At 72.7% G+C, this 21,354-nt stretch carries 21 protein-coding genes; 12 read left to right on the top strand and 9 right to left on the bottom strand.

Annotated elements, in window-relative coordinates; genetic code table 11:
• The first annotated feature begins 22 nt into the window (after window positions 1-22).
• Genes pqqA through pqqE form a run of 5 tightly spaced genes read left to right on the top strand, consistent with a single transcriptional unit; the run spans window position 23 to window position 3,047 of the window.
• Entirely contained in the window at window positions 23-112 is a 90-nt protein-coding gene (pqqA, locus tag E1293_RS13320) for a pyrroloquinoline quinone precursor peptide PqqA (protein WP_165978196.1), read from the top strand.
• Between the two features lie 14 nt (window positions 113-126).
• Complete coding sequence (pqqB, locus tag E1293_RS13315) at window positions 127-1,020, top strand: pyrroloquinoline quinone biosynthesis protein PqqB (protein WP_132197490.1); 894 nt, start codon at window positions 127-129, stop codon at window positions 1,018-1,020.
• Complete coding sequence (pqqC, locus tag E1293_RS13310; RefSeq protein WP_132197488.1) at window positions 1,017-1,709, top strand: pyrroloquinoline-quinone synthase PqqC; 693 nt, start codon at window positions 1,017-1,019, stop codon at window positions 1,707-1,709. The genes pqqB and pqqC overlap by 4 nt, the downstream gene beginning before the upstream one ends.
• The gene (pqqD, locus tag E1293_RS13305) at window positions 1,699-1,974 is read left to right on the top strand and encodes a pyrroloquinoline quinone biosynthesis peptide chaperone PqqD (RefSeq protein WP_132197485.1); all 276 of its coding nucleotides are present in this window, start codon (window positions 1,699-1,701) and stop codon (window positions 1,972-1,974) included. Before pqqC ends, pqqD begins: the two co-directional genes overlap by 11 nt.
• The gene (gene pqqE / locus E1293_RS13300; protein ID WP_132197483.1) at window positions 1,971-3,047 is read left to right on the top strand and encodes a pyrroloquinoline quinone biosynthesis protein PqqE; all 1,077 of its coding nucleotides are present in this window, start codon (window positions 1,971-1,973) and stop codon (window positions 3,045-3,047) included. Before pqqD ends, pqqE begins: the two co-directional genes overlap by 4 nt.
• Here the strand turns inward: pqqE and E1293_RS13295 are convergent.
• The 3 genes from E1293_RS13295 to E1293_RS13285 form a co-directional block, all read right to left on the bottom strand.
• Window positions 3,020-3,682, bottom strand: coding sequence for a TetR/AcrR family transcriptional regulator (locus E1293_RS13295; protein WP_132197481.1), 663 nt, complete (start codon window positions 3,680-3,682; stop codon window positions 3,020-3,022). The two genes, pqqE and E1293_RS13295, sit on opposite strands and share 28 nt — an antisense overlap.
• A 43-nt stretch (window positions 3,683-3,725) precedes the next feature.
• Window positions 3,726-5,573, bottom strand: coding sequence for a bifunctional sugar phosphate isomerase/epimerase/4-hydroxyphenylpyruvate dioxygenase family protein (locus E1293_RS13290; RefSeq protein WP_132197479.1), 1,848 nt, complete (start codon window positions 5,571-5,573; stop codon window positions 3,726-3,728).
• A gap of 92 nt (window positions 5,574-5,665) precedes the next feature.
• Window positions 5,666-6,133 (bottom strand): MarR family winged helix-turn-helix transcriptional regulator, encoded by a 468-nt coding sequence (locus E1293_RS13285; protein ID WP_132197477.1) that lies wholly within the window; start codon window positions 6,131-6,133, stop codon window positions 5,666-5,668.
• Window positions 6,134-6,184: 51 nt separating this feature from the next.
• Here E1293_RS13285 and E1293_RS13280 point away from each other — a divergent pair, with 51 nt between their 5' ends.
• The 3 genes from E1293_RS13280 to E1293_RS13270 all read left to right on the top strand — a co-directional run bounded on the left by E1293_RS13280 (window position 6,185) and on the right by E1293_RS13270 (window position 9,041).
• On the top strand, window positions 6,185-7,075 hold the full coding sequence (locus E1293_RS13280) for an LLM class flavin-dependent oxidoreductase (protein ID WP_132197475.1): 891 nt from the start codon (window positions 6,185-6,187) through the stop codon (window positions 7,073-7,075).
• A gap of 110 nt (window positions 7,076-7,185) precedes the next feature.
• Complete coding sequence (locus tag E1293_RS13275) at window positions 7,186-7,617, top strand: nitroreductase family deazaflavin-dependent oxidoreductase (protein ID WP_132197473.1); 432 nt, start codon at window positions 7,186-7,188, stop codon at window positions 7,615-7,617.
• 77 nt (window positions 7,618-7,694) lie between these two features.
• Complete coding sequence (locus E1293_RS13270) at window positions 7,695-9,041, top strand: erythromycin esterase family protein (protein WP_132197471.1); 1,347 nt, start codon at window positions 7,695-7,697, stop codon at window positions 9,039-9,041.
• A gap of 12 nt (window positions 9,042-9,053) precedes the next feature.
• Here the strand turns inward: E1293_RS13270 and E1293_RS13265 are convergent, their stop codons facing one another.
• The 6 genes from E1293_RS13265 to E1293_RS13240 all read right to left on the bottom strand — a co-directional run bounded on the left by E1293_RS13265 (window position 9,054) and on the right by E1293_RS13240 (window position 14,429).
• Complete coding sequence (locus tag E1293_RS13265) at window positions 9,054-9,374, bottom strand: GroES family chaperonin (protein WP_132197469.1); 321 nt, start codon at window positions 9,372-9,374, stop codon at window positions 9,054-9,056.
• A 10-nt stretch (window positions 9,375-9,384) separates the two neighbouring features.
• The gene (locus tag E1293_RS13260; RefSeq protein WP_132197467.1) at window positions 9,385-10,293 is read right to left on the bottom strand and encodes an NAD-dependent epimerase/dehydratase family protein; all 909 of its coding nucleotides are present in this window, start codon (window positions 10,291-10,293) and stop codon (window positions 9,385-9,387) included.
• Between the two features lie 42 nt (window positions 10,294-10,335).
• Window positions 10,336-11,091, bottom strand: coding sequence for a serine protease (locus E1293_RS13255; RefSeq protein WP_132197465.1), 756 nt, complete (start codon window positions 11,089-11,091; stop codon window positions 10,336-10,338).
• Between the two features lie 17 nt (window positions 11,092-11,108).
• The gene (locus tag E1293_RS13250) at window positions 11,109-12,056 is read right to left on the bottom strand and encodes a DMT family transporter (RefSeq protein WP_132197463.1); all 948 of its coding nucleotides are present in this window, start codon (window positions 12,054-12,056) and stop codon (window positions 11,109-11,111) included.
• A gap of 123 nt (window positions 12,057-12,179) precedes the next feature.
• Window positions 12,180-12,947, bottom strand: a complete 768-nt coding sequence (locus E1293_RS13245; protein WP_132197461.1) for an SDR family NAD(P)-dependent oxidoreductase — start codon at window positions 12,945-12,947, stop codon at window positions 12,180-12,182.
• Between the two features lie 24 nt (window positions 12,948-12,971).
• Window positions 12,972-14,429, bottom strand: coding sequence for a flavin-containing monooxygenase (locus E1293_RS13240; protein ID WP_132197459.1), 1,458 nt, complete (start codon window positions 14,427-14,429; stop codon window positions 12,972-12,974).
• An 86-nt stretch (window positions 14,430-14,515) separates the two neighbouring features.
• Here E1293_RS13240 and E1293_RS13235 point away from each other — a divergent pair, with 86 nt between their 5' ends.
• From E1293_RS13235 to E1293_RS13215, 4 genes are read left to right on the top strand one after another with little or no spacing between them, the layout of a single operon-like run.
• Window positions 14,516-16,942: a DUF4132 domain-containing protein gene (locus tag E1293_RS13235; protein ID WP_132197457.1), complete on the top strand. Its 2,427-nt coding sequence runs from the start codon at window positions 14,516-14,518 to the stop codon at window positions 16,940-16,942.
• 40 nt (window positions 16,943-16,982) lie between these two features.
• Window positions 16,983-18,632, top strand: a complete 1,650-nt coding sequence (locus E1293_RS13230; protein ID WP_132197455.1) for a DUF4132 domain-containing protein — start codon at window positions 16,983-16,985, stop codon at window positions 18,630-18,632.
• Window positions 18,632-20,959, top strand: coding sequence for a DUF4132 domain-containing protein (locus E1293_RS47385; protein ID WP_165978195.1), 2,328 nt, complete (start codon window positions 18,632-18,634; stop codon window positions 20,957-20,959). The genes E1293_RS13230 and E1293_RS47385 overlap by 1 nt, the downstream gene beginning before the upstream one ends.
• The gene (locus tag E1293_RS13215) at window positions 20,959-21,351 is read left to right on the top strand and encodes a hypothetical protein (protein WP_132197451.1); all 393 of its coding nucleotides are present in this window, start codon (window positions 20,959-20,961) and stop codon (window positions 21,349-21,351) included. The genes E1293_RS47385 and E1293_RS13215 overlap by 1 nt, the downstream gene beginning before the upstream one ends.
• The last annotated feature ends 3 nt before the right edge of the window (window positions 21,352-21,354 follow it).

The following is a 21,354-nucleotide window of genomic DNA, read 5'->3' as shown; positions in this document are numbered from 1 at the left end:
GGATCGAGTGAAAAGAGAAGCCATGACCGGCTCGACGTCCTGGGTGAAGCCCGACTACGAGATCATCGAGACCTCGATGGAGGTCACCGCGTATTTCACCGCGGAAAGCTGAAAAGGGCGGCACGGATGCGGGTGCGCATTCTCGGCACCGCGGCGGGCGGCGGCGTTCCCCAGTGGAACTGCGGATGCGGCGGGTGCGCCGCCGCCCGCGCCCGCCCGGGGCTGCGCCGCCGGCACGCCTCCATCGCGGTCGACGCCGGCGGTGGAGGGTGGCTCGTGGTGAACGCGACACCGGACATCACCGAGCAGATCGAGGCGCACCCCGACCTGCGCCCGGAGACGGGCACGCGGCGCAGCCCGGTCGCCGGTGTGGTCCTCACCGACGCCGAACTCGACCACGTCCTCGGGCTTCCGCGGCTGCGGGAGGCGCCGAGCCTCCACGTCCTCGCGACCGCTACGGTCCGGCAGGCGCTGGCGGACGGCCTCCGCCTGGACGCTGTCCTCGCCCCGTACGCGGGCGTGACCTGGTCAGAGTTGCCGGAGAAGGAGCCCGCCTCCTTCGGAACGCTGGAGGTGGAGACAATCCGGGTGTCAGGAAAGCGCCCCCGCTACGCCGCGGGCCTCGACGGTCACGGTGACGCGTGGTCCGTTGCCTTGCGCATCACCGACCGGCGGGACGGCACGACCACCGTCTACGCCCCTTGCCTGGCCGACTGGCCTCCCGAACTGGACGACGTCCTCGGCGATGCCGACTGCGTGTTCCTCGACGGCACCTTCTGGGACGACGAGGAGCCCCGCCGCTCCGGCTTCACCGAGCGGACCGCGACGCAGATGGGCCACCTCCCCATCACCGGCGCGAACGGCACGTCCGAGCGGTTCGCCGCACTGCCCGCCACACGTCGCCTCTACACCCACCTGAACAACACGAACCCACTGGTCGACCCCGACGCCGAAGGGCACCGCACCCTGGCCGCCCTGGGAATCGAGGTCGCCACGGAGAACGCGGTGATCCAGCTGTGAACCTCGAAGGCCGGCTCCGCGGGCTCGCGGCCGAGCGCTACCACCACCGGCACCCGTTCAACCTCCGCATGCACGAGGGGCTGCTGTCCCAGGAGGAGCTGCGCCGCTGGGTGCTCAACCGATTCCACTACCAGCGGCACATCCCGGTCAAGGACGCCTTCATCCTCGCCAAGCTCGGCGACCGCGAGCTGCGGCAGAACTGGATCCGCCGCATCCACGACCACGACGGCCGGCCCGGCGAGGACGGCGGCATCGAGCGGTGGCTCCGCCTGGGCGAGGCCGTCGGCCTGGACAGGACGCTGCTCCTGTCGGGCGAGGGCGTCCTGCCCGCCGTGCGGTTCGCGGTGGACGGCTACGTGAACTTCTGCCGGGACCGCCCGCGCCTGGAGGCCGTCGCGTCCTCGCTGACCGAGCTGTTCGCGCCCGACCTGATGGCGACCAGGATCGACGCCTGGGAACTCCACTATCCGTGGGTCGAGCCCGAGGGGCTGCGCTACTTTCAGGTGCGGGTTTCGCAGGGACGCCAGGACGCGGCCGAGGCGCTCGCCCTCGTCCAGGAATGGGCCCGGACGCCCGAGGACGAGGAACGCGTGCTCGCCGCGTTCACCTTCAAGTGCGACGTGCTCTGGTCGCTGCTGGACGCGGTCGAGCACGCGGCCCGGGTCGGGGAGGCCGTCGATGCCCGCTGACCGGACGGACGGAGACTGGCGGCCCGCCCTCGCGCGCTCCATCGTGTTGCGGCACGACACGGTGCGCGGCGCCGATCTGCTGCTCATGCCCGAGCGGGCCGTGCGGCTCAGCGAGACCGGCGGCCGCGTCCTGCGGCTCTGCGACGGCAGCCGGACCGTCGGCGACATCGTCGCCGAGCTGGGCGAGGCGTTCCCCGGCGCGCCGCTGGACGACGACGTGCCCGAGTTCCTCGACCGGGTCCGCGCGGAGGGATGGCTGCGATGACGGACGCACCCTGGGCGCTGCTCGCCGAACTCACCCACGCCTGCCCGCTGCACTGCCCCTACTGCTCCAACCCGCTCGAACTCGTCCGGCGGGACGCCGAGCTGGACACCGCCGAATGGGCCCGCGTGTTCGCGGAGGCGGCCGGGATGGGGATCGTCCAGGCGCACATCTCGGGCGGCGAGCCGCTGCTGCGCCGCGACATCGTCCAGATCGTCGAGGCCGCGCACGACGCCGGCGTCTACACCCAGCTCGTCACGAGCGGGCTCGGCCTGACCTCGCGCCGCCTGGACGACCTCGTCCGAGCGGGCCTGAACAGCGTGCAGCTCTCGGTGCAGGACGCCCGTGCGGAGTCGTCCGACCTCATCGCCGGACGCACGTCCTTCCGGGCGAAGGAGCGAGCGGCCGGCGTCATCGCCGCCGCCGGGCTCCCGTTCGGCCTGAACGTCGTCCTGCACAGGCACAACCTCGACCGCCTCCAGGAGATCCTCGACCTCGGCGCCCGCTGGGGCGCCGACCGGATCGAGCTGGCGAACGCCCAGTTCTACGGATGGGCGCTCCGCAACCGCACGGCGCTGCTGCCCGCGCGCGAGCAGCTCGACCGCGCGAAGGAGATCGTCGCCGCGCACGACGGCTCAGGACCCGAGATCGTCTGGGTGCTGCCCGACTACTACGAGGGCGTGCCGAAGCCCTGCATGGGCGGCTGGGGCGCGCGGTCCATCACGGTCGGCCCGGACGGCACCGCGCTGCCCTGCCCGGCCGCCTACGCCATGCCGGACCTGGCGCCGCCGAACGTGCGCGACCACTCGCTCGCCTGGATCTGGGCGGAGTCGCCCGCCTTCAACGCCTACCGGGGGACCGGCTGGATGACCGGCCCCTGCCGGGAGTGCCCCCGCCGGGAGACCGACTTCGGCGGCTGCCGCTGCCAGGCGTTCGCCCTCACCGGCGACGCCGCGCGCACCGACCCGGCCTGCGGCCTCTCGCCCGACCACCACCTGGTGCGCGACGCGGCCGAGGCCGCCGGGAGCGTCGCCGGGAGCGGCTTCGCCTACCGGCGGCCGCCGCCGGTCAGGTAGGCGACGACCATCTCGCCGATCATCTCGCGGTGCTTCGCCCGGTGCTCGGGCGCCGTCATGTCCCGGCCGAACAGCGCGCCGAACGTGTGCTGGTTGGCGATGCGGAAGCAGCAGAACGAGCTGATCATCATGTGCATGTCGATCGCGTCCACGTCGGCGACGAAGTCGCCGGTGCCGCGGCCGGCGTCGAGGATCTGCGAGATGAGGTGCGACACCGGCCCGCCGAGGTTCACCAGCAGCTCGGACTTGCGCAGATGCTCGGCCCGGTGGACGTTCTCGATGCTGACGAGCTTGATGAAGTCCTGGTGCGCGTCATGGTGGTCGAAGGTCAGCTCCGCCAGCGTGCGGATCGCCTCGACCGGGGCGAGATGCTGCACGTCGATGGTCGACTCCAGCGCCCTGACCTCACCGTAGGCCTTTTCCAGAACGGCGATGTACAGCTTTTCCTTGCCGCCGAAGTAGTAATAGATCATTCGTTTGGTGGTGCGCATGAGCGCCGCCATCTCGTCCACCCGGGCGCCGGCGTATCCGTGCCGGGCGAACTCCCGCTGCGCGACGTCCAGGATCTCCGCACGGGTGCGGTCGGCGTCGCGCAGGCGTTCTCCGGCGGCGGGGGTGGCGGGCTGCGACGACATGTGGCTCCACGGAGGCGATTGCTGGAGGAGAATGGGGCTCATCTTATGGCGGCGGGACGCGCTGGGCACGCGTGTGCTGGGCTGCGAGCCTGACCGGCGCGTTGATCGCGCCGTATCCGCGGTAATCGCCGATGCGCTGCACGATTTCGAAGAACACCCGCCCGGTGGTGGCGGTGTAGAAGTGCAGGAATTCGCCGTACTCGTCCCGGTCGTAGAGAAGTCCCAGCTCGCGGAGCAGTTCATGGCGTTCCGTGCCGAGATCGTGCCGGGCTTCGAGATCGTCGTAATAGTTTTCGGGAATGGCCAGCGGGGAGAGCCCGGCGGCGCGCAGCCGGCGGGCGCCGGCGACGATGTCCCGGCTCGCGAGCGCGACATGCTGCCAGGCCGCATCGGGCCTCCCGCCATGTGCCCCGACGTAGGCGACGTTGAGCGCCACCCGGACACCGCCGTCCTCACTGGACACCGCGCGGCTGCGCAGCAGGCCGTAGGGGTCGGGCAGTTCCAGGCTGTCGTGCGGACGAAGACCGAGGACGCTGCGGTAGAACAGCGACGCCTCGTCGAAGTGGTGCCACGGCTGGGTGAGCGCCACATGGTCGATGTGGGTGATCTCGCCGCCGGCGTCCTCCGAGGCCCGGCGTCCGGTGGTGAAGTCGTCGGTCCAGCTCGTGTGGTCGGGATGCCTCGTCCGGCAGAAGAACAGCTCGGTCCCGTCCGGGGCGGCGACGGCGTCCAGCGGTGCGTCGTGGGGGCCCCGCAGGCGCGGCAGGACGGGGGACAGCAGCGCCTCGGCCCGCTTCACCGACGCGGCCGGGTCCGGCGACTCCAGCCCGATCGCGCCGAGGGCGGGGCCGTCCTGGCTCTCCGCGCTGCCCCGGTTCAGCAGGATGCGCGCCCGGCCCTGCTCCCAGAGGTCCACCGGCTTGCCGGCGTGCGTTCCGGTGCGGGTGAAGCCGAGGCCGTCCAGTAGCCGGGGCAGCGGGCCGGCGTCCGGTACGGCGAGTTCCGCGAACGCGAACCCGCTCGGCACCACCGGGCGCGGCGGCGGGGCGAGCGCGGCCGGGCGGGACGCGCCGCCGAGCCGCTCGCCGACCTGCTCCTCCAGCGCGATGAGGGAGCGCAGGGCGTCCTGGGCGGTGCGCATGGCGGCGGCCTGCCGGAAGATGTCGTTGAACACCTCCAGCGAGAGCGGCCCCGCGTAGCCGGTCCGCAGCACGCTCGCGACGAGGCCCGCCACGTCGAGGTCGCCCTGCCCGGGGAAGCAGCGGTAGTGGCGGCTCCAGTACAGGACGTCCATCGGCAGGGCGGGGGCGTCGGCGAGCTGCAGGAAGAAGATCTTCTCGCCCGGGATCGTCTCGATGGCGTACGGGCCGGTGTCCCGGGCGAGGATGTGGAAGCTGTCCAGGCACACCCCGAGGTTCGGATGGTCCGCCTCGCGGACGATGCGCCACGCGTGCAGGTAGTCGCTGACGTGCCTGCCCCAGGCGAGCGCCTCGTAGGCGATCCGGATGCCGTGCTCGGCGGCGCGTTCCGCGAGGAGTTTCAGCTGCTCGGCGGCCAGCCCGTCGTCGTCGACGGCGGCGGGGGAGACGTTCGAGCAGACGAGCATCATGGTCGCGCCGAGCCGCTCCATCAGGGCGAACTTGTGCTCGGCGCGGCGCAGCCCGCCGGCGAGGACGCCGGGCGGCACCGCCTCGAAGTCGCGGAACGGCTGGTAGAGGTCGATGCCGAGGCCCAGGTCCGCGGCGCGGCGGCGCACGTCCTCGGGGGTCAGGTCGCCGGCGACCAGGTCGTTCTCGAAGATCTCGACACCGTCGAACCCGGCGGCGCCGGCGGCGGTCAGCTTGTCGGCCAGCGAGCCGCTCAGCGAGACCGTGGCGATCGACCTGCGCATGTCGCGAGCCGCCTCTCCTCGGTATGGACGAACTAGTACGTTAGCGTACTGGCTCGGGCGGTGGCCCGTCCATGACCGGAAGATCGCCGGCGCTAGCGGGACTCGACCTCGACGAGGTGGGCGACGACCGAGTCGGCCAGCGCGGCGAAGACCCCGACCTGTTCGGGGGTGAGCAGGTCGATGAAGTGGCGCCGCACGGACTCCACGTGCGCGGGCGCGGCCTCCTCGATCGTCCGGAGCCCCTCGCCGGTGAGCGCGATGACCGCCGCGCGCCCGTCGGCCGGGCTGTTGTGCCGGGTGACCAGCCCGCGCTGCTGCATCCGGGTCACATGGTGCGACAGCCGGCTCGGCGACCAGCGCATGTGCGCCGCCAGCTCGGTCAGCCGCATCCGGGCGCCGGGCGTCTCTGACAGGTTCGACAGCACATCGTAGTCGGGCTCCGACAGCCCCGAGTCGGCCGCGAGATCCCGGGCGACCTGCCGGTCGAGTAGCAGCGACAGCCGCCGGTAGCCGCGCCACGCGCGGTCCTCGGCCGGTTCGAGCCAGCGCGGTTCGTCCATGCCCGGCAGCTTACTTGACATGTCACATACCCGCTGCCTACGTTGTTTGACATGTCAAATACTTCGGCCATGCGCTACGGCCTGAACATCTCGACCTCGGCGGCGGACGGCGCCGACCCGGTGGCCGACGCCCGCCGGGCCGAGGATCTCGGGTTCGACTTCGTGTCCGCCTCCGACCACCCGTCCACCGCGCACCCGAGCATGGAGACCTGGACGATGCTGGCGTGGATCGCCGCCGCGACGTCCAGGATCGGCGTGGCCACACGGGTCCTCGGCGTGCCCTACCGCAACCCCGCGATGGTCGCCAAGATGGCCGAGACCTTCGACCGGCTCTCCGGCGGGCGGCTCGTCCTGGGGCTCGGCGGCGGGTACTCCGACGAGGAGTTCCGGGCGTTCGGGATGCACGTCCCCACCGCCCGGGACAAGGTCGACGGGCTTGAGGAGGCCGTCCGCATCGCCCGCGGCCTGTGGTCGCAGGAGGCGTTCACCTTCCACGGCCGCCTGCACCGCACCAGCGAGGCGCACCTGGAGCCGAAGCCCCGGCGCCGCATCCCGATCTGGCTCGGCACCTTCGGCCCGCGCGCCCTGGACCTCACCGGGCGGCTCGCCGACGGCTGGATCCCCTCCCTCGGCTTCGCCCCGCCCGGCAAGGCCAGGGTCATGCGCGATCGCGTGCTCGCCGCCGCGGAGGACGCCGGCCGCGACCCTGCGCGGATCACCTGCGCCTACAACGTCGGTGTCCGCATCCAGGACCGCGTCGACGACGACCTGGGCATGGTGACCGGCCCGGCCGGCGCCGTCATCGAGCGGCTGCTCGGCTTCATGGAGATCGGCTTCACGTCGTTCAACTTCATGCCGTCCGGACCCGGCGAGGAGGGGCAGGTCGAGTCGCTGGCGCGGGACGTCCTCCCCGTCCTCCGCAAGGAGACATCCGCCGCGTGAGAGGAAGTGGAGAAAATTACTCCGCTTGTTCTTGCGGACGGCGAGCCGCCGTGGCACAGTCAAGTGGAGAGGTTTCCACCACTTAACGACTCGCAGGAAGGGGCGACGCCATGAGCGCCGAGCTGCCGCCGCGCCTGACGCGGATGAGCCGCGGACCGTCCAGGATGCTCGGCTGGGGGGTCCCGATGGGGCCGCTGCGCCTGCTGCGCACGCGAGGGCGGCGCAGCGGGCTGCCCCGCACGACGCCGGTCGCGGTGCTGAAGCTCGACGGCCGGCAGTGGCTCGTCTCACCGTTCGGCGAGACCCACTGGGCGCACAACGTCCGCGCCGACGGCCGGGCCGAGATCGGCCGCGGGCGGCGGATGCGCCGGGTGCGGCTCACCGAGATCGACGACGACCGCAAGCAGCGGATCATCACCGCCTACCGCCGCAAGTTCGGCATCGTGCCGTTCGTCCGGACGGCCTTCACCACCGCCTCGGGGGAGCCGGCGGCACCCGGCGCCGACGACCGGCCGGTCTTCCTGATCGAGACGGACGCCTGACACGCGGCCGTACCTCGGCGGGCGTAGCGGACGAGCCGCCCGTGGGAGGACGCGGCCCCGCGAACACAGGAGCGATCGTGCTTCTCCACGACAAGGAGAAGACCATGACGAAACTCCGCTGGACCTCACGATCGCTGCTGCTGCTCGCGCCCGCCGTCGGTGCCGGTGCCGTGCTGGCAGGTGCGCCCGCCGCCAACGCTCAGCCACGGACGGAACCGGTGACGGTCTGGGCCGGACAGAACGCGGAGCCATTGCGCACGGTCGACCCCTCGGCGCCGCTCGACGACCAGGCGCCGGTGAGGCGGTCGATCGGGAACGCGACCGTCGTCGGGCTCGGCGAGTCGGTGCACGGCGCGGCCGAGGAGACCCTGCTCAAGCACCGGACGCTCCGCCTGCTCGTCGAGCGGATGGGCTTCCGCTCCGTCGCCTGGGAGGAGAACTGGACCACGGGCCTGCGCATCGACCGCTACATCCGCACCGGCCAGGGAGACCTGGACGCGATCATGCGCGACATGCTCCCGCAGTACCAGACGCGCGAGGTGGCCGACGTGCTGCGCTGGCTCCGCGGCTTCAACACCGGCCGGAGCGACAAGGTGCGCTTCGTCGGGGTGGAGTACTTCCTGACGGGTCCCGCGGAGTACGAGGCCGTCAAGTCCTACGTCGCCGCGACCGCCCCGGAGCGGCTGCCCGAACTCCAGCGGCACCTGGACGTCGTCGAGCCCCGCATCGCGGACATGTGGGAATGGGCCGCCTTCTACGGGGCGGCGGACGACAAGGACCGGTACATCCGCCACGCCCACCGGTTGTACGAGCTCGTCGAGGGGCTACCGCACCGCAAGGGAGACCGCGCGCACGCGCTGGCACTCCACAACGCCCGGCAGATCGTGTCGTTCTACGAGCACTACAGCCTCCCGGAGACCGACCAGCACTCCTACCGGGACGCCCACGCCGCCGGGAACCTGAAGTGGTGGCGCCGGTACAGCGGCGACAAGATCGCCTATTGGGCGGCGAGCCCGCACACCGCCGTGGCCCCGAGGCTGCGCATCGTCGGCCCCGACCCGGAGATGCGCTTCGCCAGCGCCGGGACGTACCTGCGCCGCTGGTACGGGACGGGATACCGGTCGATCGGCTTCACCTTCGACCACGGGAAGGTGTCCGTCGGCGAGGGGAACCCGGCCGTCGACATGCCGCGGCCGGCGCCGGACTGGTTCGAGCGCCCCTTCGGCGGCGTCCGCACCGCGCAGTTCGTCCTCGACCTGCGGAGCCCCGCCCCGCCGCCGGTCCGCCGCTGGCTGGACGCCCCGATCAGGACCCGCGGCCTGGCGCACACGGGCCCGGGCTCGTACATGTCGGGCGGGACCCTGCGCCAGTGGTACGACGTGGTCGTCCACCGGCAGGAGGTGAGCCCGGCCCGGCCCGCCTGACGATCCCCGAGGTCAGAGATAGAGGCCGGTGCCGTGCTCGGGACGCTCGCTGGCGATGGCGTGCAGGTCGCGTTCCCGCATGACGAGGTAGTTCTCGCCCTGGATCTCGACCTCGTACTGGTCGCCGGGGTGGAACAGGACGCGGTCGCCCGCCTTGACGATCCGCACGTGGTGGCCGACCCCGCAGACCTCGCCCCACACGAGGCGGTTCGCCTCCTCGACCGTCGCGGGGATCACGATCCCGCCGGTGCTGCGGCGCTCCCCGCTGTCCTTCTCGACCTTGATCATGACCCGGTCGTGCAGCATCTGGACTTCGAACTTCGGCTCGGACACGCGGGCGAGTTTAGCCGTCCGCGCAAGTCAGGGCGTTCCACGAGGCGGCGATGATCTCCGGCAGCGCGGACTTGCCCGGCCGCCAGCCGAGCCCGGCCCGGATCGCGGCGGCGTCGCAGACCAGCACCGGAGCCTCCGGGCGGGCCGGGCGGCGGCGGGCCGGCACCGGCCGGCCGGTGACCTTCTCGACGGCGGCGACGACCTCGTGCACCGCCGTCCCGACGCCGGTGCCGACGTTGTAGACGCGGTCCTCGCCGGGGCGGACCGCCTCCAGCGCACGGACGTAGGCGGCGGCCAGGTCGTCCACGTGCAGGTACTCCCGGACCGCCAGGCCGTCGCCGTTGACCTCCAGGTGCGGGGCGCGCCCGGCGGCGACGGCGAGGGCCTTCGGGATCAGCCGGGTCTCGTCCGGGTCGGGCCGTCCGTCCACCGACCCGGCGACGTTGAAGGTGCGCAGGACGACGGCGCCGGCCGCGCCCGTCCGGGCATGGAACCGGACGGCCTGCTCGGCGGCCAGCTTCGACGCCCCGTAGGGGCTCGCGGGCGCCGTGCCCTCGGTCTCCGGGATCGGCTGCCGCTCCGGCGTCCCGTACACGGCGGCCGTCGACCCGAGCACGACCCGGTCCGCGCCGACCGCCTCCAGCAGGTTCACCGTGCCCTGGACGTTGGCGGTGAAGTAGCGCAGCGGCGCGTCGAACGACTCGCGGACGCGGGTGAGCGCCGCGAGATGGCACACGCCGTCGTAGGGGCCGCGCGGCAGCCCGTCCGGGACGAGCAGGTCGCCGTGGACGGGACGCACCCCGTCCGGCACGTCCGCGGCCCGCCGGACGAGGCCGTCCACCTCGTGCCCGGCCGCGACCAGCCGCCGCCCGACCGCGTATCCGATGTATCCCGCCGCCCCCGTCACCAGCACCCGCATACGACCAGCATCCAGGCGGGCGGGGGCGGCGGCAATGGCGCGTCAGGGCAGGGAGTCGAGCTTCGCGTAGACACCGGGGTAGCCGGGTTTGCCGCAGCCGTAGCCCCAGGAGACGAGTGCGGCGACGCGTCCGCGCGCGATGAGCGGGCCGCCGCTGTCGAACTGGCAGGAGTCCGCCTTGTCCGACCCCGCGCACAGCATGTCGGACGGGTCGAACGAGTCACCGTAGGCGCGCTTGCACGCCGCGTCCCCGGGCAGCGGCACGTCCGCCGCCCGCAAACGCGTGTTGAACAGGTCGTTCTCGGACGTGAACCCCCAGCCGGCGATCTGTCCCGTGCGCGCGGAACCGGGCGAGCCGAGGGCCGCCGTGGGGCGGTGCACGGGCCGCGCGAGCGTCAGGACGGCGAGGTCGTGGTGGCCCACGGTCTCGTCCTTGAACGACGTCTCCCTGTACTCCGGATGGATGCGCACGGACTTCACCGCGACCGTCTCGCCCGCGCCGCCGGTCAGCTCGTCCCGGCCGAAGGTGGCCGTGAGGATGCCCGGCACCGCGCGGAACATCGAGACGCAGTGGCCCGCGGTGAGGATCTCGTCCGCCTTGATGAGCACGCCGCCGCAGAACTGGCCGGACGGCCGGACGAAGAAGACCGGCGATCCGACGGCGGCCAGCCACGGATACTTCGCGGTCTGCGCAGGGGCCCCGCCGACGATGGCGTTGGCGGGCGCGGCGAACAGGGCGAGCAGCAGCGAGGCGGCGAACAGTGCCGTGCCGAGGGCCCGGCGGCGGGTGGAGGCCATTGCGGCAATGTAAGCGATCAAGGGACGGTCCGCACGCCCTTCCCGGCGGCCGGTTCCGGCTCCGGCGCGGCCGGCTCCTCGTAGCGGGGGAACAGCACCAGCGCGGCCAGCGCCAGCATGAAGCCGCCGGTGCGCAGGGCGAACGCCCCGTCGTCGCGCGGCCACTGCTCGTCGAACAGCACGCTGCTGCTGACGATCAGGTACGAGCGGCCGATGACGGTCAGCACGACCGCGACGATCGCGACCCGGCAGCGCTGCAGCGCGATCTGCAGCTGGCCGAGCGCGATGGCGGCGAGGCCGAGGGTCAGGTACGGGTAGGGGGACTCCAGCACCGCCCGGACGCTCCCGGTGTCCTCGTAGCGGATCGAGATGCCGCGGATGCCGGCCTCGGCGAGCCCGGCGCACGCTCCCGCGCCGATGCCGTAGGCGACCCCGGCGAGCTTGCGGGCGTGCCGGCCGCCGGTGCGGCGGTCGCCGACCAGCCACACCAGCGCCGCGACGACGACCGCGGGCGCGCACACGGCGATCATCATCCACGGGTCGGTCAGCGTCCCGGTGAGGGTGGCGTCGGCATGCAGGTCGCCCTCGGACGTGGCGGACAGCCCGATCAGCATCGTGGCGAGGACGAACAGGGCGACGCTCGCCCACTCCCGGACGCTCAGCCGCTCGCCGAGGAAGCGCACCGCGAACGCGACGAGGAACACCAGGCTGACGGCGAAGATCGGCTGGGCGACGGCGAGCGACACCGCGGAGAACGCCACGACCTCGTAGCCGAGGCCGAGGAACAGCAGGAGCCCGCCGCCGAGCCACACCGGGCTCGTCAGCATGAGCCGGGCCACCCGGAACGGGCGGCTGCCGCGCAGCGGCTCCATTCGGCGCGCGGAGATCCGGAAGACGAGGAAGGCGATGTAGTAGACGGTGGTCGCGATCAGCGCGAGGGCGGCATAGCCCAGGTCGTGACCCATCGGGTGGGACCCTTCGGCGGACGGGGGTGGGAAGAGCCGTTCGGCGCGCCGGCGAAGCGGCTCGAACGCCAACCCTGCCCTGTCGTACCGCGCGTGACAAGACCGTGACCCTTGACAGGTTGATCAATCGTATTTACGGCCCGTAGTCGACGACACGCGGGCGACCAGCGCGCGGGGGAGGAGGCGGCTGACGCCGACGAGGGCCTTGTACTGCGGGCTCGGGATGCTGACCTGCACGCCGCGCCGCAGGTCGCGGAGGGCGGCGTCCACGACGTCGTCCTTGTCCAGCCACATGAAGCCCGGGACGTCCGACATGTCCATCTGGGCGCGCTCGTGGAACTCGGTGTGCACGTAGCCGGGGCAGAGCGCCATCACCCGGACCCGGCCTCGCGACCGCTTCTTGATGTCGGCCGCGACGCCCTGGCTGAAGTTCACCACCCACGCCTTGGACGCCCCGTACGTGCCGCGCGTCGCGAACGCCGCGGCGGACGAGACGTTGACGACGGCGCCCCGGCCGCGCTCCAGCATTCCGGGCAGCGCGGCGTGCGTGAGCCGCAGCACGGCCTCGCAGTGCACCTTCAGCATGGTCAGCTCGTCGGCAACAGGGACGTCCAGGAACACGCCCCTGTTGCCGAACCCCGCGTTGTTGACCAGCAGGTCGACGTCCTTGCGGACGCGCTCCTCGGCCGCCGCCAGCCCCTCCTCGGCGGACAGGTCGGCGGGCAGCACCTCGGCGTGCACCGCGTACGTGTCGCGCAGTCCGGCGGCGGTGCGCTCCAGCCGCTCGGCGTCGCGCGCGAGCAGGACCAGGTCGAACCCGTCGGAGGCGAGCCGGCGGGCGAAGGCGGCACCGATCCCCGCGGTCGCACCGGTGATGAAGGCGGTCGGCATGGCACCGAGCCTAGGCCGCCCCGGCTACCGGGCGGTAGCACGCCGCGCGCGGAAATCCCGCGGGTCGGGGCGCCGGGTCGCGTTCCGGTAGGCGAAGGTGTACCCGGGCCAGTTGTTGACGACCTTGCCGTCAGCCGTCATGTACCAGCTCTGGCAGCCCGCCTCCCACACGGTGGTCCGCATCCGCTCCCGCATGTCGAGGGTGAACGCGTCCTGCACCTCCGCCCGCACGTCGATCCAGTCGAGCCCGGCGTCGCGCAGCGCCCGGACGCAGCCGAGCACGTACCGGATCTGCGACTCCAGCATGTAGATGATCGAGTTGTGCCCCAGGTTGGTGTACGGCCCGTACAGCAGGAACAGGTTCGGGAAGCCGCTGACGGTGATGCCGAGGTGCGCCTGCGCGCCGTCCCGCCACGCCTCGTTCAGCTCCCGCCCGTCCCGTCCGGCGATCTTCATGGGGGAGAGGAACTCGGTGGAGCGGAACCCGGTCGCGTACACGATGACGTCCGCCTCGTGCGTGCGGCCCGCCGCCCTGATCCCGGCCGGCGTCACGCGCTCGATCGGGTCGGTGACCAGCTCGACGTTCGGCCTGGTGAGCGCCGGATAGTAGTCGCCGGACAGCAGGATCCGCTTGCACCCCATCCGGTACCCGGGGACGAGCTCGGCGCGCAGCCCGGGGTCGGCGACCTGCTCCTCCAGGTGCCGGCGGAAGCCGCGCTCCATGAGCCCCATCAGCTTCGGGTACTTGATGAACCCGAGGGCGCGCGTCTCGAACAGCGCGTAGACGCGGGCCCGGCTGAGCGCGTACAGGCCCGGGACGGTCTTCAGCGCGGCCCGCTCCCACGCCCGGTACGGCTTGTCCGGCTTGTCGATCACGTACGGCGCGGACCGCTGGAACAGTCGCAGCTCCGCCGCCTCCTTCGCGATCTCCGGGACGATCTGGATCGCGCTCGCCCCCGTCCCGACCACCGCGACCCGCCTGCCCCGCAGGCCGGTGCCGTGGTCCCAGCGGGACGAGTGGAACGAGGGCCCCGCGAACGACTCGCGCCCCTCGATCGGCGGCAGCTCGGGCCGGTTGAGCTGCCCGCACGCCGAGACCAGCACCCGCGCGTCCAGCTCGCCGGCCGTCGTGGAGATCCGCCAGAGCGCGGCGGCCTCGTCGAACCGCGCCTCGGTGACCTCGGTCCCGAACCGGATCTTGTCCAGCACCCGGTACTTGCGGGCGCAGTGCCACAGGTATTCGAGGATCTCCGGCTGCGGCGGGAACCGGCGCGACCAGTCCGTCTTGCGCTCGAACGAGAACGAGTACAGGTGGGACGGGACGTCGCAGGCCGCGCCCGGGTAGGTGTTGTCCCGCCAGGTGCCGCCGAGCCCGTCCGCCTTCTCCAGGACCACCACGTCGTGGACGCCGGCCTGCCGCAGCCGGACCGCCATCCCGATTCCGCCGAACCCGCTTCCGATGATCACCACGCTGTGCGCCATTGGCCGTCCCGAATCCGATTCTGTTGCGGATACCTCCCGAGAGTAGGTGACCCTGGAGTGTCAGTCACCCCTGTCACGATCCCGCCATGCGCTACGACACCCTGGCCGCCGGCTACCGCAAGAACGACGGCCTGGACGGCATCCGCCTCGCCGCCCTGGACAGGTCCCGCGGGCTCCTCGCCCTGCTGGAGAAGTCCGCGAGTGCGAGCGAGATCCGCCTCCACCTCGACGGACGCGGGAGCGCGGACGCCAGGGCCGCCGCCCTGGCGATCATGCTCCGCACCGGCTTCGACGAGTACTCCACCTGGGAGTACCGCACGCCGGCCCACGGCCTGGCGTCGCGGGCGGACGGCTGGACGCCCGGCGAGGTCGCGGTGATGCTGGTGCGCGCCTGCGAGTCCAAGGACGGCGGCTTCCGGTTCGCCGAGGCCCTCGACGTCGCGCTGGCCGCCGCCAAGCGGCTCGACGCCGACGGCCTCCGCGAACTCGCGCCGAGGCTGAAGCGCGTCGACCGTACGTTCGCGAAGGCCGATGTCCCGGTCGGATTCCGCGGACCGGTCGCCCGGCACTTGCTGGCCCTGCTGGAAAGCGTCGATGAGGCGTACGTCCCCGACGGGCTGCTTCCCGTGCACGGCATGTGGGCCGCTCCGCTGCGCGACCGCACGAAGCCGGCATCGACGCTGGAAATGGCCCGGTTCGTCCGGCACCTGGCGAACCTGTCGGGGCCGCGCCCTTCGCAGAAGTGGCGCCGGGCGTGCGTGTCGCTCGCCGAAGCGGCCTCGGCGCGCGAACCCGTCGCCGCATGCCTGCGTGCGCTCGCGGAAGACGAGCCCCTGTGCACGAAGGAGCACGGCCCGCACGCCGACTGGGTCAGCGACGTGTACCACTACCACTACCTCGTCCACCAGAACCACGGGGACGTGGCGCGAGGCATCGTCTGGGCGGCGGCGTTGACGGGCGGCGGGGCGGCGGTGCCGCACCTGCGTGCGCTCGCCCTGCGCACCGGCGTGCCCGGCGAGGATCTCTACGAGGACCTCAAGCTCGCGGGCGCGGCGATCAACGCGCTCGGGGCGGTCGAGGATCCGGGTGCGCTGGAGGCGCTGTGGCGGCTCCAGGCGAAGATCAGGAACCGGGCGCTGCGGAAGCAGCTCGACACCGCGCTCCAGGCGGCGGCCGAGCGGCAGGGCATCACGCGGGCGCAGCTCATCGAGCGCACCGTCCCCGCGCACGGCCTGCGGCCGGACGGCTCGGTGGAGCGGACGCTCGGCGACCACACCGCGCGAGTCGCCGTCGAGGACGCGGCGACCGTGCGGCTCACCTTCACCGGCGCGAACGGCAAGCCCGCCCGGACGGCTCCGGCCGCGGTCAAGGACGGCTTCCCCGGCGAGCTGAAAGAACTGAAGGCCCTGGCCAAGGAAGTGCGGGCAACGCTCTCGAACGAGCGGGCGCGCATCGAGGGCCTCATGTCCGACGACCGGGTCTGGCCCTACGGCGAATGGCGCGAGCACTACCGCGACCACCCGGTCACCGGCGTCATCGTCCGCGGCCTCATCTGGGAGTTCGAGGACGAGAACGGCGCCTGGCACGCCGAGATGGCCCCCGGCGGGAAGCCCGTGCGGGTGCGGCTCTGGCATCCCATCCGGGCCACGGTGGACGAGATACAGGAGTGGCGGGCACGCGTCGCCGACCAGCGGATCCGGCAGCCGTTCAAGCAGGCGTTCCGCGAGATCTACCTCCTCACCCCGGCCGAGGAGGAGACCGGGACCTACTCCAACCGGTTCGCCGCGCACATCGTCCACTACCGGCGGCTCTACGCGCTGTTCAAGGAGCGCGGCTGGCAGGCCAACTTCCTCGGCCGCTACGAGAGCGGCTACAACGGCGAGGCGCGCGGCGAGTACGGCGGCGGCGAATGGCGGGCCTGCTTCTACCACGACCCGGCGGACGACGCCGACTGGGCGCCCGAGCACGCCACGACCGACCAGGTCCGCTTCGAGCGCGGGCAGGGCCGCCACTGGCGGGAGGCGCCCGTCGCGGACGTCCCGCCGGTCGTGTTCAGCGAGGCGATGCGCGACGTCGACCTGTTCGTCGGCGTCACCTCGATCGCCGCCGACGCGGACTGGGCCGACCGGGGCGAGGACAGGTACACCGCCTACTGGCGGCGGACGACGTTCGGCGAGCTGACCGCGAACGCCGAGGTCCGCCGCGCGGCGCTGGAGCGCATCCTGCCCCGCACGAAGATCGCCGACCGCTGCTCGCTCGACGGCCGCTACCTGGTGGTCCGCGGCGAGCTGCGCACCTACAGGATCCACCTCGGCTCGGCCAATATCCTGATGGAACCGGACGACTCGTATCTCTGCATCGTCCAGGCGCGCGGCCGGAACCAGAGCGCGCTGTACCTGCCGTTCGAGGATGAGCGGCTCTCCCTCATCCTCAGCAAGGCGTTCCTGCTCGCCGCCGACCACAAGATCACCGACCCCGCGATCCGGCACCAGATCACGCCTGTGATCACCTGAAACGCCCGGACCCGGCGCCGCCTTCTGGAAAGATCACCTCATGTCCGACGACCTCAGGGCGCACCTGGACGCGCTCAACGCACCACGGCCGACGCGCACGTGGCGCCGCCGCACGCTGGAACTCCTGGACGACCCCGTCGCGCGCGGCGAGGTCCTGGACCGGGTGCGCTGGTACGCGACGAAGGACGCGCGGCTCGCCGCCGGGCGGCCGTTCTCGGACCCGTCCCTGCGCGACGAGCCGGGGGCCCGCGGCCGGGTCTGGGCCGCCGCGCTCGTCGGCGACCCCGGCGTGATCCCGCTGCTGGACGTCATCGCGCGCCGCGCCGCCGGGGTGACCCGCGAGTTCGCGCCCGCGGTGAAGCTGGCGGGCGGGGCGGTCAACGCGCTCGGCGAGTTCGCCGACCCGCGCGCCCTGGACGTGCTGCGCGGGCTGAGCCGGGACGTCCGCGACCCGGTCCTCGGCCGGCAGATCCGGACGGCGATCGAGGCGGCGGCCGGGCGGCGCGGCATCACCCCGGCGCAGCTCGTCGAGCGCGGCGTGCCCGCGCACGGCCTCGGCCGGGACGGCTCGCTCGCCCGCGACATCGGCGGCTACCAGGCGGTCCTCGCCGTCACCGACCCGCTGACCGTCCGGCTCACGTTCATCGGCGCGGACGGCCGCCCGCTGCCGACCGTGCCGGGCGCGCTGCGGGGGCCGTTCGCCGCGCCGGTCAAGGAGCTGAAGACGCTGGTGAAGCGGGTCCGGGCGACGCTCGCCGCGGAGCGCACCCGGGTCGAGGCGCTGATGGCGGTGGAGCGCACCTGGCCGTTCGGGGAGTGGTGCCACCACTACCGCGACCATCCGGTCACCGGCATGGTCGCGCGCGGCCTGATCTGGGAGTTCGAGACGCCGGACGGGCGCTGGCACGGCGCCACCCCCGGCGAGGGCGTGCTGGTGACCGTGGACGGCCGGGCGCTGCCCGTCCCGTCCGCCGGGGCGCGCGTTCGGCTGTGGCATCCGGCGCGGGCGCTCCCCGGCGCGGTCCGGGCCTGGCGCGGGTTCGTGACCGGCAACCGGATGACGCAGTCGTTCAAGCAGGCGTTCCGGGAGACGTTCCGGCTCGGGCCTCCCGAGGCCGGGCCGGAGCTGCGCTGCGGCTGCTTCGACGGCGAGGTCCGGCGCGTCTTCGCCGAGGGCGCCTGGCGGGTCAGCTGCCACCACGGGCCCGAGCTGGTCCGGTTCGAGCGGCGGATCGCCGGGCGCTGGCGCGAGACGCCGCCCGCGGACGTGCCGCCGCTGGTGTTCAGCGAGGGGACGCGGGAGGTCGCCCTGTTCGTCCGCGTCACCTCGATCGCGGCGCAGGAGCCGTTCGGCGAGCTCTCCGCGACCGCCGGGATCCGCGGCGACACGCTGCGCCGCATCCTGCCCGGCACGCGGATCGCCGACCGCTTCTCGGTCGACGGCCGGTTCCTCGTCGTCCGCGGCGGGCTGCGCACCTACAAGATCCATCTGGACTCCGGCGGCGTCCTCATGGAGCCCGGCGACGACAGGCTGCACGTCGAGCCGTCCCGGCGGCTGGGGCGCAAGGGCCTGTTCCTGCCGTTCGAGGACGAGCGGCTCACGCAGATCCTCGGCACCGCGTTCCTGCTGGCCGCCGACCACAAGATCACCGACGAGGCCGTGCTGGGGCAGATCACGAGGGGCGCCTGATGGACCTGGCCGCCCGCCTCCTGCGCGCCATGACCGACCCGGCCCCGGAGGACGAGCACCTCCGCGCCCGGTACGCCGACCTGCCGCAGCTCTCCGACCGGGATCTCGGCACCCTCATGCCCGTCGCCTACGGCCTGGGCCGAGCAGAGGGGTATGTCTCGACCTCCGCACGTTTCATGGTGGAAGGCGAGGCCAAAGAGCGGCAGCCCCGCTACACCCCGGAGGCGTGCGAGCGGATGTTCGAGGCGCTCGTCGACGGCCTGCCCCAGCGCCAATGGGCGGACCTGACCCTCGGCGCGGGCTCGCTGCTCCGCTGCACGGGCCCGTGGCCGGATGTCGCCGCCCAGGCCCGCACCCTGGTCGACTTCCTGCTCGGTGACGACCGCCTCGGTCAGCCGTTCGCGCTGCTGGCGATCGCTGGGCTGGCGGGCGAGGACGTCCTGCACCTGGTGGCCGAACGGCTGCGCGAGAACAAGGCCGGCTCGTTCGCGCTCGACGAACTCGACGTCATCCTCGGCCTCGCCCCAGCGGAGCGGGTGCTGCTGACCGAACTCGACCACGGCGGCTCGTACACCAGCCCGCCTCCCCTCGCGGACGCGTGGGAACGCCTCGCCGCCATTCCCGCCTACGCCCGGTTCGCCCGCCGGACCCTGGAACAGGCGGCCGACCGGGCACGCGCGGTCCAACGCGGAGAGGTCCCGTACCGGGCCGACAAGGCGTTCACCTCCGGCGAGGCCGTGACTCTCGGCCGCGCCGCGCGCCTCCTGCTGCTGCGGGACGAGCCGTGGCTCCCCGCCCTCTTCGACCGGCTCCTTCCCGACGTCTCGGTCGCCCCGACCGAGGCCAAGACGCTGCCCTCGCAGGCGCTTCTGTACGAGGTCGTCCGGGCCGCGCAGGACTTTCCGATCCCCGAGCTGGTCGCCACGATCCGGACCGTCCGGCAGAACGTCCGGCACGCCGGGGTGCCCAAGCAGCTCGACAAGATGCTCAAGAAGGTCGAGGCGGCCCTCGCCGAGCGGACCGAGGTCGCGCTCCGCCTCCCCGGCCTCGGCTTCGGTCCCGGCGGCGTCCTCCGCCGGGAACTCGGCGGCCACACGGCCGTCGTCACCGTCACGGGCAAGGCCGAGCTGACCTTCGAGAAGGACGGCAAGGCCCTGAAGGGCGTGCCCGCGGCCGTCCGCCGCGACCACAAGGACGAGGTCAAGGAGCTGCGCGACCTCGTCAAACGCGTTAACGCCCAGCTCGTCACCCTCGCGCGGGCGCTGGAGGGCGGCTTCACCGTCGAGGCCACGCACCCGTTCGGCCGATGGCGCGACACCCTCCTGCACCATCCGATCGCCGCTCCGGCCGTGCGCACCCTCATCTGGCAGATCGAGGTCGAGCCCGGCACCTGGCAGACCGTCCTCCCGGAGGCCGGCGAACTGCCGGACGCCGCCGACGACGCGCCCGTCCGGCTGTGGCACCCGATCAGGTCGCGGCCGGACGAGGTGCGCGCCTGGCGCGACCTGCTCGTCGACCGGCGGATCCGGCAGCCGTTCAAGCAGGCGTTCCGCGAGATCTACCTCCTCACCCCGGCCGAGGAGGAGACCGGGACCTACTCCAACCGGTTCGCCGCGCACCTCGTCCACTACCGGCGGATGTTCGCGCTGTTCCGGGCCCGCGGCTGGACGAGCAGCCTGCTCGGCCCCTGGGACGGCGGAAGCACCGACGAGGCGGCTCGGACGCTCGCGGCGGGGGAGTGGCGGGTCAGGTTCTCCCACGTCCTGGCCGACTGGCAGGGCGAGGACGAGATCGCCGGGACGAACCGGGTCGCCTTCGACCGCCGCGACGACGGCGCCTGGCGAGAGGCGCCGCTCGCCCGCGTCCCGCCGCTGGTGCTCAGCGAGGCCATGCGCGACGTCGACCTGTTCGTCGGCGTCACCTCGATCGCCGCCGACCCCATGTGGGAGGACGGCGAAGCCCACGAGTACTGGATGCGCGAGTGGTACGCGGACCTCGGCGAATCCACGCAGACCCGAAAGGACGCCCTGCGGCGCATCCTGCCCCGCACGAAGATCGCCGACCGCTGCACGATCGACGGCCGCTACCTGGTCGTCAAGGGCGAGCTGCGCACCTACAGAATCCACCTCGGGTCGGCCAACATCGTCATGGAGCCGGACGACGCGTTCCTCTGCATCGTCCCGGAGCGCCGCAAGACGGGCGCCACGGTCTTCCTCCCGTTCGAGGACGAGCGGCTCTCCCTCATCCTCAGCAAGGCGTTCCTTCTCGTCGCCGACGACAGGATCGACGACGAGTCCATCCGCACGCAGATCGAGCGAGGTGCCTGATGCCCGCCGTGAAGTTCAAGGACGAGACGGCGACCGGCGCGGCCGTCGCCGAGTTCCAGGTCGCCGGGCTCCCGGACCGGATGACCGTCCGGGAGCTGATCAGGCTCCGGGTCCGCGAGGAGGTCGCCCGGCACAACGCCCGCCCGTCCGACCGGTTCAGCGGCCTGGTCCGGCCCGACGACGCCGAGGCGGAGCTGAACGGCTACCGGCTCCGCGAACCCCGCCGCCTCGACTGGGAGCGGCAGGCCGGCATCGCCGAGCGCGCGTTCCTGAGCAACGGCTTCTTCGTGCTCGCGGGCGACCGCCAGGTCGAGGACCTCGACGAGGAGATCGACCTCACCGGCGACCCCGACCTGGTGTTCGTCAAGCTCGTCCCGCTGGCCGGCGGCTGACCC

It is taken from the genome of Actinomadura darangshiensis (genome assembly GCF_004349235.1).
GTDB classification, from domain to species: Bacteria; Actinomycetota; Actinomycetes; order Streptosporangiales; family Streptosporangiaceae; genus Spirillospora; species Spirillospora darangshiensis.
Note: the sequence above shows the minus strand (reverse complement) of the source record. Positions and strands in the feature narration are given on the sequence as shown.

Coding starts and splice junctions, on each gene's coding strand:
- E1293_RS13215 (WP_132197451.1), top strand. CDS start 20,959: ATGCCCGCCGTGAAGTTCAAGGACGAGACGGCGACCGGCGCGGCCGTC.
- E1293_RS13245 (WP_132197461.1), bottom strand. CDS start 12,947: ATGCCGACCGCCTTCATCACCGGTGCGACCGCGGGGATCGGTGCCGCC.
- E1293_RS13255 (WP_132197465.1), bottom strand. CDS start 11,091: ATGGCCTCCACCCGCCGCCGGGCCCTCGGCACGGCACTGTTCGCCGCC.
- pqqE (WP_132197483.1), top strand. CDS start 1,971: ATGACGGACGCACCCTGGGCGCTGCTCGCCGAACTCACCCACGCCTGC.
- E1293_RS13250 (WP_132197463.1), bottom strand. CDS start 12,056: ATGGGTCACGACCTGGGCTATGCCGCCCTCGCGCTGATCGCGACCACC.
- E1293_RS13230 (WP_132197455.1), top strand. CDS start 16,983: ATGTCCGACGACCTCAGGGCGCACCTGGACGCGCTCAACGCACCACGG.
- pqqD (WP_132197485.1), top strand. CDS start 1,699: ATGCCCGCTGACCGGACGGACGGAGACTGGCGGCCCGCCCTCGCGCGC.
- E1293_RS13290 (WP_132197479.1), bottom strand. CDS start 5,573: ATGCGCAGGTCGATCGCCACGGTCTCGCTGAGCGGCTCGCTGGCCGAC.
- E1293_RS13275 (WP_132197473.1), top strand. CDS start 7,186: ATGAGCGCCGAGCTGCCGCCGCGCCTGACGCGGATGAGCCGCGGACCG.
- E1293_RS13285 (WP_132197477.1), bottom strand. CDS start 6,133: ATGGACGAACCGCGCTGGCTCGAACCGGCCGAGGACCGCGCGTGGCGC.
- E1293_RS13235 (WP_132197457.1), top strand. CDS start 14,516: ATGCGCTACGACACCCTGGCCGCCGGCTACCGCAAGAACGACGGCCTG.
- E1293_RS47385 (WP_165978195.1), top strand. CDS start 18,632: ATGGACCTGGCCGCCCGCCTCCTGCGCGCCATGACCGACCCGGCCCCG.
- E1293_RS13280 (WP_132197475.1), top strand. CDS start 6,185: ATGTCAAATACTTCGGCCATGCGCTACGGCCTGAACATCTCGACCTCG.
- pqqB (WP_132197490.1), top strand. CDS start 127: ATGCGGGTGCGCATTCTCGGCACCGCGGCGGGCGGCGGCGTTCCCCAG.
- E1293_RS13295 (WP_132197481.1), bottom strand. CDS start 3,682: ATGTCGTCGCAGCCCGCCACCCCCGCCGCCGGAGAACGCCTGCGCGAC.
- E1293_RS13260 (WP_132197467.1), bottom strand. CDS start 10,293: ATGCGGGTGCTGGTGACGGGGGCGGCGGGATACATCGGATACGCGGTC.
- E1293_RS13240 (WP_132197459.1), bottom strand. CDS start 14,429: ATGGCGCACAGCGTGGTGATCATCGGAAGCGGGTTCGGCGGAATCGGG.
- pqqA (WP_165978196.1), top strand. CDS start 23: ATGACCGGCTCGACGTCCTGGGTGAAGCCCGACTACGAGATCATCGAG.